This is a genomic window from Faecalibacterium sp. PGM34 (assembly GCF_054456555.1).
Genome location: NZ_CM136898.1, coordinates 885,908 through 898,716 on the forward strand (window position 1 = coordinate 885,908; position 12,809 = coordinate 898,716).

Here is a 12,809-nt window from a genome sequence, read left to right on the forward strand (position 1 = left end):
ACAAAAAAGTCAAGCAAGTAAAGCTGATTCAGACCTTACTCAATGCGCTTTCCCTTAAAATTGGCCGCATTTTAAGAGAAAAGCAAGGCGATTAAGGGATTCTGTTTTGAAAAAATTTGAACGTCCCCAAAGGGCAGGTATGTACGGCGGCAAACGCTGACTTAAAGTGAAGGGGATGTGAGCTTTGCCCTAACGTTGTTATAAATGATACTAATTGGTATCAGCAGGCTTCTGACATTCGGTCATGATCCTTCTTGCCCTGCCGCGTGAGGTGTCCTCAAAGGTCTCATCTTCGCTGAATTGCAGCCAATAGGGGTCTTCCATCAGGCAGGCGTTGGTGCGCTTGACGATTTCCCATGCATTGTAGTCCGGCAGTCCCATCATTTTCAGAATCTCTTTACAGTCCATCCGATTTTTCGGGAAGATTCGCTTCTTTGCCCAAACGACCACATCGACCAATGGGACTTTGCGTTTGTCACCGATGAAAAGGTTCAGGGGCAGATAATACTGCGGCACGCCCTCATTTGCGCAAAGAGACTGCCCATCTTCGCTCAGATGAGCGATTTCCTTTTCATCCATCATCAATTTCAGGTAGGCCATTTTATCACCCCATGGCAGATTTCAGGTAGTGCAGACGGTATTTCAGATACTGGCGGATCGCAGATGCTCTTTTTTCGCTCAATAATGCAAGAATAGGCGAAATAGCCTGAATGATTTCTGTATACAGCGTATCCAGATCACGCACAGGCAACACCGGCTCGTCGATCAGCTTGATCTGCTGGGCATGACGGCTGCGGAACGGCTTCGATTTGTCGAACTGATAACGGAGCTTCGTGTCAGTCAATTCTTCATCCGATGCCCACGCAAGCAGACTACCGCCATTGTCGTAAATAGGCGGAGCATAATTTTTTCCATCCCGGACGATCACATCAAAATTGTTTTCGTGGCGGTCTTCGTTGCCGATAAAGGCGTCAAATGCCAGCATTTGATAAAGCCACTTCTTACCATATAGTTCTATCGCATACTGGAACAATGCTTCCGGTGAAGCGGCTCGACCGCTGGCAAGGAAATGGGCATCAGCCAAGTCTGCAAAATGATACAGCTGTTCATCGTCCGTTGTGAACTTGGGGCAGACGCTGACCACATCGCAGGAATAGGTCTGAATGTCGGGAAAGAGTTTGGCAGGCATCAGGGCGTATTCCACATGAGGCAGACCCAGAACCTGCGCAATCAGCGATGCCATCACCTCAGAATATGGCTCATATCCAGCCGTTCCGGCCGCTGTGATGGAGTTGCCTTTGACCATAACAAGCTGGTCATCCACGCGATACCAGCCCTTTGAGAGCATTCCACGGCTTGTGCGTGTTTCGCGCTTTTCGACCAACTGGATTTTTGCAGGGACTTCGATTGGGCTCATGGTATCACGCTCCTTTGTTCCATTATACCATGTTTGGATGGATAGACAAGATGAATCGTGGTTTCATTCTGCATACAGGACTTCCCTCACCACCACTTCTTCCGTCTGTGCTTTCAGCCCATTCATGTGCGCCACCCAGAGAAGCTGTGAGCGTTCTTTGTCTGGCGCGGGGTACTTGTCTAACAGAGTGGTCATCGTACGTTCCAGCCACTCGCAGGCTGTTTTCTGGACATCCTGCAAATGCGGCCAGAGCGTACCGTTCAGCAGCATCTGATTGTACAGCACCGGACGCTGATTTTTGAGATAGGCCAGACGCATCCGGCCATACTTGCCCAGTGGTTCGGTATCGTCGGTCTGCGGCAGGGTGAGCAGGGGCAGCTGATAATCTCCGACCTGTGCATAGTGGATATCGTTGCGGACGGTGTTCATGTCTTTCATTATGAATCTCCTTTGCATTTTCAACGTGTGTTGTGGTCTTTGTGAAAAATGGCGCTCACTTCTTCCGGCTCTGTGCGGTCAGCCAGTTGCCCTGCGCCTGATAGTAGTGCTCCATCGTGGTGGGGGCGTTCAGGATGGTAGTACGCAGATAGGCCATGATGTTCTTGATGGGCTGGGTCGTGTTGGACATCACATCGAAGATGTACTCAACGTGTTGGCTGGTCAGCTTGTCCAGCCGCAGCCGGATGGCTTTGGTGGTCTGCGGCTGCTTGCCGACATACTGGGTCTGCTGTGGACAGCAGTACATCTCCACAATGTTGTCCAGCAGTTCCTCCAGCTTGTCGGGGTCATACCGCTGGGCAAGGGTGTCGATCTCCAGCCGTTCCCGAAACTCCTCCCGCACCTGTGCTTCCATCTGCTCAAAATCCGCGGATTCGCCTGTCGGCCCTGATAGATTAGTACTTTGTCTTTTAGTATTTTGTTTAGTAGTATTTTGTTGCGTTGCCTTTTCCAAATTGGGCTCAGCCAAATTTGGAAAATCCAAAAATGGTGAAGAACAAGGCTTCATGCGGCTTTTCGGACTTTTGGATGCGGACGGGTCCGACGGCTCGCCTTCCTTGCCGGGAACGGCAGGAGCGTCCTCGACAGGCGATTCGTAGACCTGATAATCGTAGTCGATGATCTGTCCTTTGGCATTGCGGACTTTCTGACGGCGGACATAGCCGCGTTCTTCCAGTTCCAGAACAGCGGTGCGTACACTGTCCAGACCATCTTTGCAACCAACGGTCAGTCCCTTCAGGCTGTAATCCCAATCGTCCGGCAGGGAGAGCATATAGGACAGCAGTCCCTTGGCTTTCAGGGACAGCCTCTTATCCTGCAGGTGGTGGTTGCTCATAACGGTGTAGTTGACGTTTTTATTGACGCGGAATGTTGACATGGCGGCTTCCCTTTCAGCCCAATGCGGGCAAGAGAAAACGCAGCATTTCCCGGCTTTCGGGAAACGCTGCGTTCAGACAGGGAAGCCTGCTGTGAGCTGGCACAGCAACGGCAGCACTGCATATTTCTAACGGACATCTAACACAACTACACCTGAAATGCAGCCGTTGACGCCCCGTGTGAAAAAGGCTTTTCTAACGTCATTTCGCAAAAAGTGGCCGAATTTTGCCTACAAATTGCGGTGTGACGTGCCTTTTGGGAGATTACAAAAATGCCCTCAGCTGCCAATGACAGCCGCGAGGGACCAGCTTCATCCAACAATTTCAAAGACTCGAAATCGTTTTGTCCTTAACCGGGCACGTGGGTTCGAATCCCACCATCTCCGCCAATAAAAAGCACCGGCTCAGGCTGGTGCTTTTTTGTTTTTCCATCCCTCCAAAAGGATGTATCAATGGTTGCAGTTCAAGATCTTCTCAAGCGTATCCGTAAACCTGACATCCTGCTCCTTCGTCCGCTTTGGGCTCCCCTTGGGGTGCTTTCCTGCGCGGAGGAGCTTTTTGTTTTCATACCGCCGCAGCATGAGAGCGTCTATGTTGTCGGCGGTGTATTCCAGACCGTTCTGATTCAGCACCCGGGCGCACTTGGCAAGGCACATACTCGCCAGACCGTAGTCCTGTGTCACGACGATATCCCCCGGCTTTACCCGGTTGACGAGAGCAAAGTCCACGCTGTCTGCTCCTTTATCGAACACCAGCGTCTTCGCACCTTCCCGCTCGATTTGGTGAGCGGTGTCGCACAGGATGATGACCGGAACGTAAAACCGCTTTGCAATCTGCAAAGTCAAATCCACCACCGGGCAGCCGTCTGCATCAATCAAAATGGTCATGTGTGTTCCTCCATCGTCCACCGAAAGGCTTTCGCAGTGCGCAGGTCGGCGTCTTTGAAATGCCCGCCGCTGTTCCATTCAAGGGTGCAGTCTACTCCACGCGCTGTAAGCTGGCTGTGCAGGGTGCGGATGCTATCCCCCACCGCAGCCATGACAGTGTTTTTCGTGTGCTCTTCCTTGTCGCCAAGGCTCAGATAAATGTGCTGTGCCTGTATCGGGTGCCGCTGTTCAAACTCCATCCAGCCCGGAAACCAAACAGAGGGCGAGGCGGCAGCGACACCGTAGAACAGATCAGTCTGGGTGGATGCCCACAATGCAAACAATCCCGCCAGCGAATAGCCGCCCAGAATGATTTTGACGTTTTCCGGGAGATTGAACTGTTGTTTCAGCGTTGGCATGACCTGTTCCGTCAGAAAGCGCAAAGTGTCCGCAGCCTTGCCGCCGAAACCTTGCTTTCCCCACACGGCAGGAGACTTCCACGGAGAAAGTGCATCGTTCCAGTTTTCCACCGGGATGGCCGCAAACAGAAAGTGGTGCGCACTCTGTGCAATAGCGGCAACCTCGCTTTCCATGCTTTGCAGCTCGTGTTCGCCGGTCATTTGGAGCAGTAGGTATTCTGCATGGGGCTCGCCGTAAATGCGGCAAGGTTGGTTCCCGATTTGCATTGTCTGTGCAGTCACTGCGGCATCCTCCCGAAAATTTTCGATAAGCCCAGTATAGCAACTGAAAAATCATTTTGCAATTCAAAAGGCGTTCATAGCCGTGGCAAGCAGCGTCTTCGTACTGTGGAATCCCCTCGTTGGCACAAAGATACTGCCCCTCTTCGCTTAAGTGGGCGATTTCTTTTTCGGGAAACAGTTCGTTCGCAGCTCACTTCAGCTTGCTCAGGTAGCGGTAGATGGTGGCTTCCGAGGAGCCCAGCTGAGCGGCGACCTCGCTGACGGCACCTTTCATATAAAAGATGCCCGCGTGGTGCAAGGACTCCACGATGCGGATCTTTTCCTCCATGGTCAGCCGGTCGGGCGGCAGCCCGGCGCTGCCGGTCACCTCGGCAATGGCGCTGTGCACGGCGTCCGGCAGGGAACTGACGAAATTTTCCACCCCGATGCCGGTGGAGGAGGGCTCGGTGTGCGCGCCGCAGAGGGTGAGCAGCTCCTGCGCGATGCGGCTGTACTTGCCGGCATCAAAGTTGATGCAGAGCATCCCGATGAGCTGGCCGTTGTCCTTGATGAACATGGTGGAGGAGCGCAGACGCCCCTTGGCCTGTGAAGCACCCTGATAGCCCGCCAGATAATCCTGCTTTTCGTACATCCGCTCCTGAATGAAGCGCAGCGCCATGTTGGAAAGGGGCGCACCCTCGGTGCGGCCGCTGATGTGGTTGTTGACGATGGCAACAATGGTGCCGTCCTCACTGGTAAGGTCGTGCAGCACTACCTCGTAGTCCGGGGCCAGCGCCTCCCCCAGAAAAGATACCACTACGCGATAAGGCTCAAGTCTTGCATCCATCCCGTTCACCTCTTTTGTACTGCTGGAGCGCGTGAGAAAAAATTCTCACGCGTGTTCTATTGCTATCATAGCAGAAGTGACAGTTTTTTACAATAAGAAGGTGCGTTGTATCCATTGTTTCGTCAAAGTGATGCCATTTTTCTGAAGTTTTTGTCATGCGCGACAATTTGTTCTCATGATAAGAAAATATTATTGACAAAATATTCTCACTGCGTTAGGATAGTGTCAGCAAGGGAAGGACAGCCCTTCCCAACAAATGGAAAAGGAGAAAAATCGGATGAAACAGGTGATCGTTACCCCCAATGCTCCCGCTGCCATCGGACCCTATTCGCAGGGCATCGCTGCGGGGCAGACCGTCTATGTATCCGGGCAGCTGCCCATTGATCCGGCCACCGGCCTGATCCCGGAAGGCATCGCCGCCCAGACTGCACAGTCCCTCAAGAACATCCAGGCCATTCTGGCACAGCAGGAGATGACGCTGGCCAATGTGGTCAAGACCACGGTGTTTCTGGCGGACATCAACGATTTTGCAGAGATGAACAAGGTGTACGGCGAGTACTTTGCGCAGCCCTACCCCGCACGCAGTGCGGTGCAGGTGGGCAGGCTGCCCAAGGACGCTCCGCTGGAGATCGAGTGCATTGCTGTAAAGTAAGTTCCCCCGCACGGGAAGAAAAGAAACGGTGAACCAAATGGATAAACAGATGTTCGTTCGCATCCTGAACAGTGAGATGGAGCTGGCCACCGGCTGTACGGAGCCCGGCGCAGTCGCTCTCACCGCCGCAGAGGCGGGCGCAGCACTCCGCAAGGCGGGCGGCACACGGGTAGAAGCCGTGACCGTCCGTGCCAGCATCAACATTATCAAAAACGCTATGTCGGCAGGCATTCCGGGCACCTCGTATCAGGGCATGGATTACGCCGCCGCCATTGGTGCCGTAGGCGGCGACCCTGTCCACCTGCTGGAGGTCATGAACTATGTGCCCCGGGAGCAGATGGAAGAAGCCGCAGCCCTTGTCAAGGCAGGCAAGGTCAAGGTAGAGGTGGCACAGGTGCCGCAGAAGCTCTACGTTGAAGTGCTTGTAACTTCTGACGGCCACACCGGACGCGCGGTGGTGCGCGATTTGCACACCAACGTGGTGCTGGTGGAGCAGGACGGCGTGGCTACGCTGGACAAGCAGCACGCAGGCCCCGCAGCAGCCGGGGACAGCGATGTGGTGACCCCGGAGCAGATCGCAGAATTTCTGACCGTCCGCTCCATCTGGGATTACTGCACTGAGGAGCTGGACCCCCTGCACGACCCCATCGACATCATCCGCAGCGCCGTACAGGTGAACACGACTATCAGCAACGAGGGTCTTTCCAAAGAGTACGGCCTTGCCATTGGCCGCAATCTGGAGCTGAACTGCCGCAAGGGTCTGATGACCCGCGACCTGACCACCAACGCCATGGTCATCGCTTCTGCCGGTGCGGACGCCCGCATGGCAGGCGCGCCGGTCTCGGTGGTGGCAAACTCCGGCAGTGGCAATCAGGGCATCACGGCTACCATGCCTGTGGTAGCAACTGCCCGCTGGCTGGACATCGACGAGGAGAAGATGCTCCGCGCCGTGACCCTTTCTAACCTGATCGCGATCCGCATCAAGGCCAAGTTTGGCCGCCTGAGCAACCTTTGCGGCGCAACCGTAGCCGCCACCGGTGCAGCCTGCGGCATTGCCTATCTGCTGGGCGGCGGCTACCACGAGGTTTGCTGCACCATCCAGAACATGGTGGGCAATATCACCGGCATGGTATGCGATGGCGCAAAGGCCGACTGTGCACTGAAGATCTCCACCTGCGTCAACGCCGCCTGTCAGGCAGCTGCCATGGGCGTGCGCGGCGTGCGGGTGCAGAGCACCGACGGCATCGTGGAGCACAATGTGGAATATACGCTGGACAACTTTGCCACCTTGAGCACCCACGGCACCAGCGACAGCGTGATCCTTGATCTGATGCTGAACAAACACCTCCCGGAGACGGAATAAGTCTCCCCACCCAGCCCCTTTCCGGGGCAAAAAGAAAGAGGTACTAAAGTTATGAAAAAGCTATTCAATAGTCTGCCCTTCCGGCTTCTGCTGGGCATTTTTGTTGGTATCATCCTTGGCCAGCTGTTCAACGAGAGCATCATGGGCGTTGTGGTGACCCTGCAGCACATCATGGGTCAGCTCATTACCTTCTGTGTACCGCTGATCATCATCGGCTTCATTGCCCCGTCCATCACGAAGCTGGGCAAAAACGCCTCCCGTCTGCTGGCAGTGGCCATCGTCATCGCCTATGTGTCCTCTGTCTGCGCAGCCTTCATGAGCATGGGCGCAGGCTACGGCCTGATCCCCCACCTGTCCATCGACAACAATGTTGCCGGTCTGCGCGAGCTGCCGGGCGTTGTCTTTGAGCTGAACATTCCCCAGATCATGAGCGTCATGAGCGCTCTGGTGCTGAGCGTTCTGGTTGGTCTGGCTGCCACCTGGACCAACAGCAAGCTGACCTGCGACTTCCTGAGCGAGTTCCAGAACATCGTGCTGGACATCGTGAGCAAGGTCATCATCCCTGTGCTGCCCTTCTACATTGCCGCCACCTTCTGCGGCCTGAGCTACGAGGGCACCATCACCCATCAGCTGCCCGCATTCCTGCAGATCATTGTCATCGTCATGGCCGGTCACTACATCTGGCTGGCTGTGCTGTACCTGCTGGCCGGTGCGTACTCCGGCAAGAACCCCTGGGAAGTGCTGCGCCACTACGGCCCTGCTTACCTGACCGCTGTCGGTACCATGTCCAGTGCTGCTACGCTGGGTGTGGCGCTGGAGAGTGCCCGCAAGAGCAAGGTCCTGCGTAAGGACATGGTCAGCTTCGGCATCCCCCTGTTTGCCAACATCCACCTGTGCGGCTCTGTGCTGACCGAGGTGTTCTTCTGCATGACCGTTTCCAAGATCCTGTACGGCAAGCTGCCCAGCGTCGGCACCATGATCCTGTTCTGCCTGCTGCTCGGCATCTTCGCTATCGGCGCACCCGGCGTGCCCGGCGGCACTGTTATGGCTTCTCTGGGTCTGATCACCGGTGTTCTGATGTTCGACAACGCCGGTACGGCTCTGATGCTGGCTATCTTCGCCCTGCAGGACAGCTTCGGCACCGCCTGCAACGTGACCGGTGACGGCGCACTGACCCTGATGCTGACCGGCTACGCCGAGAAGCACGGCATCGCCGATACCGGCGACATCGAAAGCCCGATCCTGTGATAAAAACCTGCGCACTCCTCCTTAATTACAAGAGACTGTGAACAGACAGCCCCGAAATCTCCGAAAAGCCCCGGCGACCGCATGAACTGCACCCCATTTGTTAGACAGTATGGTATACTGTTTAGGAAATGGGGTGTTTTTGTATGCCAAAGGGACAACGAAAGTACAACGGAACGCAGAAGGTAGAAATCATTAAACGAATCCACAGAGAAAACCTGAGCTTTAAGGGAGCGTCCAGAGAATATGGCATTTCGGACCGTACACTCAGGGACTGGGAGCGCATTTATTGGGAGGAAGGAGAAGAAGCGCTTCTGTTAGAGCGTCGAGGACGAGCCTGTGCCGCCAGTGGGACGCAGAAAGGTCGGAAGCCAAAGCTGGATAAGCAAGTAGAAGAAGATCTTATTGCAGAAAATCAGCGACTTCGGATGGAAATCGACTACTTAAAAAAATTGAATGCCTTGGTGCTGGAAGAGGAACGCCAAAACAGAAAGCACAAGTAGTTCAGGAACTAAGGCAGAAATACCCTCTGAAAGCACTGCTGCAACTTGCCGGACTTCCTCGCAGCACGTTCTACTACTATCTGCACCAGTCTCAGAATCCTGCCAAATACCAAATGGTAAAGGAACAGATTGTTATAATCTTCAACGAGAACAAAAAACGATACGGATACCGCAGAATCACAAAAGAACTGCATAACAACGATATTTGTGTGAACCACAAGACGGTTCGGAAACTTATGAAGCAGCTTGGTTTAGTCTGTCAGGTTCGTGCAAAAAGGAAGTACAGTTCTTACAAAGGCGAAGTTGGAGAAGTAGCTCCAAACCTGCTGGAACGGCATTTCAAGACAAACCAGCCGAATCGGAAATGGGTCACAGATGTTACCGAGTTCAAAGTGAACGACCAGAAACTCTACCTGTCTCCAATTCTTGATTTGTTCAATGGCGAAGTTGTTAGCTACAATCTGAGCCGCCATCCGAACTTTAAGCAAATCACGGATATGCTGGAAGGTGCTTTTCAAAAGCTGCCGGACAAGGTTGACAATCTGATTCTGCATTCGGATCAGGGCTGGCAATACCAGATGAAGTCCTACCAGAATCTACTGAAAGCAAAAGGAATTACGCAAAGTATGTCTCGGAAAGCCACTTGTCTGGACAATGCTGTTGCCGAGAACTTCTTCGGACTGCTCAAGACGGAGCTGTTCTATCTGGAAAAATTTGATTCCATTGACCAGCTCGAAAAGGCTATTGTCGATTACATCGACTATTACAACAATCGCCGAATCAAATTAAAACTAAACGGTCTGAGCCCTGTACAGTACAGGATTCAGACCGTTGGAGCTGCTTAATTCAATTTTTGTCTAACTTTTGGGGTTCATTTCAGCAACGGCCGCCGGGGCTTTTTGTACGGTAAAAGGAAGGTGGCTGCGCCCTCTCAGTCAAAGCCTGACGGCTTTGCCAGCTCTCCCAAAGGGAGAGCCAAGAGCACACCCAGAAGGTTCCTCATTGCACTTAAAACTTCAGCAACGAACATAACAGCTTGGCTCTCCTTTTGAGGAAAGACTTCCCCCGCTCCGGGGGAAGATGTCACCATAGGGGACAAAAGGGGGAATCTGGCGTGGGAGCGCCTGAGAGGGCGCAAGCCGTTGCCCTCAGTGCTAAAGTATTAGGCGCAATGAGAAACTTTGCCGCTACCGCTGAAGCCGTCCCCTTGGGGAAGGTGGCATCGCCGCAGGCGATGACGGAAGGGGGGCTCTTGCCACGCAGCAGAACCTCATGCCGCAGGCACTGCAACTCGGTTTGATATCCGGCGTAATGGGATGAAATTTCTGAAATGCCTTTAAAACCATAAAGTAAAATGCTATACTAGAAGGACATTGGGTGCGCTGAAAATGCGCAGCCTGAAAGGAGCTTTTATGACACAGCTTTTGATTCGTCTGTTTATACGCCGTCCCAATTCTCCGCAGGACCCCCGTGTCCGTGCCGCCTACGGCAATCTGGCCAGTGTGGTGGGCATGGTGTGCAACGTCCTGCTCTGTCTGGGCAAGTTTGTGGTAGGTACCCTGTTCGGCTCTATCGCCATCACTGCCGATGCACTGAACAACCTTTCGGATGCTTCCTCCAATATCGTCAGTCTGGTGGGCTTCAAGCTGGCTGCCAAGGCACCGGATGCCGAGCACCCTTACGGCCACGCCCGCTTTGAGTATCTGGCGGGGCTGGTGGTCAGCGTGACCATTCTGGGCATCGGCTTTTCTCTGCTGAAAGAGTCGGTCACCAAGGTGCTGCACCCCACCCCGGTGCAGTTCGGCTGGCTGACCGTGGCGGTGCTGGTGGTGTCCATTCTGGTCAAGCTGTGGATGAGCAGCTTCAACCGCGCCATTGGCCGTATCATTTCCTCTGAGACCCTCATCGCCACCGCCGCCGACAGCCGCAACGACGTGCTGAGCACCGCCGCCGTGCTGGTGGCCGCCATCCTCTGCAGGGTGACCGGCTGGGACGTGCTGGACGGCCTGATGGGCGTGGGCGTGGCGGTGTTCATCCTGATCTCCGGCTGGGGGCTGGTGATGGATACCCTGAGCCCGCTGCTGGGCGAAAGCCCCAGCGAGGATCTGGTGGAGCATATCGAACAGACCGTGATGGGTTATCCCGGCGTGCTGGGCGTACATGACCTGATGGTGCACGACTACGGCCCCGGCCATCAGTTTGCGTCCATCCATGTGGAGCTGCCCGCCGAGCAGGACCCGCTGGAAGCGCACGACCTGATCGACAACATCGAGCGGGACTTTATGAAAAACGACCACCTGATGGTGACCATCCACTACGACCCCATCGTCACCTCGGACGCCGCCGTGGGGGTGCTGCGCAGCCGCCTGACCGAAAAGCTGCGCCAGCTGAACCCGGCGCTCTCGCTGCACGACCTGCGCATCGTGCCGGGCAAGACCCACACCAATGTGCTTTTCGATCTGGTACTCCCGGCGGGTTATGCCGGGGACAAGGTGGAGCTGCTGACCCAGATGGAGCAGTTCATCAAAGAGCAGGATCCCACCTATAACTGCATCATCAAGCTGGAACAAAGCTATACGGCTGCGGCTCATAAATGAGGGGGAACCGCCCCGCACAGGCTTTGCGATATAAGGAAAGCAGAGGGAAAGTAGTATGCTGAACGAGACCTACCGCGCCATGCTGAACAACAAAAGCGTCATCCGCGAGACCTTCATGTATGGCAGACAGCGCGCTGCCCAGATCGGCAGCGAGAATGTGTTCGATTATTCGCTGGGCAACCCCAGCGTGCCCTGCCCGCCGGAGTTCACCGAAGCCATGCAGACCCTGCTGGCACAGGAAGAGCCGGTAAGCCTGCACGGCTATTGCCCCAGTCAGGGCGACCCGGGCTTCCGCACCGCTGTGGCGGCGCATCTGACCGAGACTTTTGGTCTGCCCTACGCGCAAAAGCACATCTTCCCCACCACCGGCGCGGCGGGTGCTATCGCCCATGCCATCCGGGCGGTGACCCAGCCCGGGGACGAGGTGCTGACCTTTGCGCCCTACTTCCCGGAGTACGGCCCCTATGTGGCGGGCACCGGCGCAGTGCTGCGGGTGGTGCCCCCGCAGGCACCCACCTTCCAGCCCAATCTGGATGCCTTTGCACAGATGCTGACCGAAAAGGTCACCTGCGTGCTCATCAACACCCCCAACAACCCCACCGGTGTGGTCTACTCTGCCGACACCCTGACCCGCATGGCGGCGATCCTGACCGAAAAAAGCGCCCAGTACGGCCACAATATTTTTCTGGTCAGTGACGAGCCTTACCGGGATATCGTGTTTGACGGCAAGACCGTGCCCTACCCGGCGGCGTTCTACCCCCACACCCTGACCTGCTTCTCCTACTCCAAGAGCCTGAGCCTGCCCGGCGAGCGTCTGGGCTATGTGGCGGTGCGCCCGGGGTGCGAGGGTGAGGACATCCTTGTGGACATGATGAGCCAGATCTCCCGCTTTACTGGCCACAACTGCCCGCCCAGCATCATCCAGCGGGCGGTCAGCCGCTGCCAGAAGGTGACCAGTGACCTTTCGGTCTACCAGACCAACATGGAGCTGCTGTACGAAAAGCTCACCGCGCTGGGCTTTGAAGTGGAGCGCCCGGGCGGCACCTTCTATATCTTCCCCAAGGCACTGGAGGAGGACGCCAACGCCTTCTGCCAGAAAGCCCGGGAATTCGACCTGCTGCTGGTGCCCAGCGACAGCTTTGGGGTAAAGGGCTATGTGCGCCTTGCCTACTGCATCGACACCGAAAAGGTAAAGCGCAGCCTGCCCGCCTTTGAAAAGCTGGCAGCCGCCTACCGCAAATAACCGGAACGCCCCTGCATGGGGCA

Annotated in this window: 14 protein-coding genes; 7 read left to right on the plus strand and 7 right to left on the minus strand. The window is 55.3% G+C overall.

The window, feature by feature from the left end; all coding sequences use genetic code 11:
* Positions 1 to 210: 210 nt before the first annotated feature.
* From ACXPUX_RS04205 to ACXPUX_RS04235, 7 genes are all read right to left on the minus strand, one after another.
* Positions 211 to 600: a hypothetical protein gene (locus tag ACXPUX_RS04205; RefSeq protein WP_458830268.1), complete on the minus strand. Its 390-nt coding sequence runs from the start codon at positions 598 to 600 to the stop codon at positions 211 to 213.
* A 4-nt stretch (positions 601 to 604) separates the two neighbouring features.
* Positions 605 to 1,417 carry a HipA domain-containing protein gene (locus ACXPUX_RS04210; protein ID WP_458830270.1) on the minus strand — a complete coding sequence of 271 codons (813 nt, stop codon included), beginning with the start codon at positions 1,415 to 1,417 and terminating at the stop codon, positions 605 to 607.
* Between the two features lie 63 nt (positions 1,418 to 1,480).
* Complete coding sequence (locus ACXPUX_RS04215; protein WP_458830272.1) at positions 1,481 to 1,855, minus strand: TnpV protein; 375 nt, start codon at positions 1,853 to 1,855, stop codon at positions 1,481 to 1,483.
* Between the two features lie 55 nt (positions 1,856 to 1,910).
* Positions 1,911 to 2,792, minus strand: coding sequence for a DUF6017 domain-containing protein (locus ACXPUX_RS04220; protein WP_458830274.1), 882 nt, complete (start codon positions 2,790 to 2,792; stop codon positions 1,911 to 1,913).
* Between the two features lie 447 nt (positions 2,793 to 3,239).
* Positions 3,240 to 3,677 (minus strand): YaiI/YqxD family protein, encoded by a 438-nt coding sequence (locus tag ACXPUX_RS04225; RefSeq protein WP_458830276.1) that lies wholly within the window; start codon positions 3,675 to 3,677, stop codon positions 3,240 to 3,242.
* Positions 3,674 to 4,342 carry an alpha/beta hydrolase gene (locus ACXPUX_RS04230; protein WP_458831159.1) on the minus strand — a complete coding sequence of 223 codons (669 nt, stop codon included), beginning with the start codon at positions 4,340 to 4,342 and terminating at the stop codon, positions 3,674 to 3,676. The genes ACXPUX_RS04225 and ACXPUX_RS04230 overlap by 4 nt, the downstream gene beginning before the upstream one ends.
* A gap of 205 nt (positions 4,343 to 4,547) precedes the next feature.
* Positions 4,548 to 5,183 (minus strand): helix-turn-helix transcriptional regulator, encoded by a 636-nt coding sequence (locus ACXPUX_RS04235; protein WP_458830278.1) that lies wholly within the window; start codon positions 5,181 to 5,183, stop codon positions 4,548 to 4,550.
* Positions 5,184 to 5,460: 277 nt separating this feature from the next.
* Between ACXPUX_RS04235 and ACXPUX_RS04240 the strand changes: the two genes are divergently transcribed.
* The 7 genes from ACXPUX_RS04240 to ACXPUX_RS04270 all read left to right on the plus strand — a co-directional run bounded on the left by ACXPUX_RS04240 (position 5,461) and on the right by ACXPUX_RS04270 (position 12,786).
* Entirely contained in the window at positions 5,461 to 5,835 is a 375-nt protein-coding gene (locus ACXPUX_RS04240; protein ID WP_458830280.1) for a RidA family protein, read from the plus strand.
* Positions 5,836 to 5,872: 37 nt separating this feature from the next.
* Positions 5,873 to 7,198, plus strand: a complete 1,326-nt coding sequence (locus tag ACXPUX_RS04245; RefSeq protein WP_458830282.1) for an L-cysteine desulfidase family protein — start codon at positions 5,873 to 5,875, stop codon at positions 7,196 to 7,198.
* A gap of 51 nt (positions 7,199 to 7,249) precedes the next feature.
* Positions 7,250 to 8,446: a dicarboxylate/amino acid:cation symporter gene (locus ACXPUX_RS04250; protein WP_458830284.1), complete on the plus strand. Its 1,197-nt coding sequence runs from the start codon at positions 7,250 to 7,252 to the stop codon at positions 8,444 to 8,446.
* Between the two features lie 143 nt (positions 8,447 to 8,589).
* A complete protein-coding gene (locus tag ACXPUX_RS04255; protein ID WP_173016547.1) occupies positions 8,590 to 8,946 on the plus strand; it encodes a helix-turn-helix domain-containing protein in 357 nt (118 codons plus the stop codon).
* Entirely contained in the window at positions 8,895 to 9,791 is an 897-nt protein-coding gene (locus tag ACXPUX_RS04260) for an IS3 family transposase (RefSeq protein WP_173016548.1), read from the plus strand. Before ACXPUX_RS04255 ends, ACXPUX_RS04260 begins: the two co-directional genes overlap by 52 nt.
* Positions 9,792 to 10,358: 567 nt before the next feature.
* Positions 10,359 to 11,543: a cation diffusion facilitator family transporter gene (locus tag ACXPUX_RS04265; RefSeq protein ID WP_458830286.1), complete on the plus strand. Its 1,185-nt coding sequence runs from the start codon at positions 10,359 to 10,361 to the stop codon at positions 11,541 to 11,543.
* Positions 11,544 to 11,598: 55 nt separating this feature from the next.
* The gene (locus tag ACXPUX_RS04270) at positions 11,599 to 12,786 is read left to right on the plus strand and encodes a pyridoxal phosphate-dependent aminotransferase (RefSeq protein WP_097782295.1); all 1,188 of its coding nucleotides are present in this window, start codon (positions 11,599 to 11,601) and stop codon (positions 12,784 to 12,786) included.
* Positions 12,787 to 12,809: the final 23 nt, after the last annotated feature.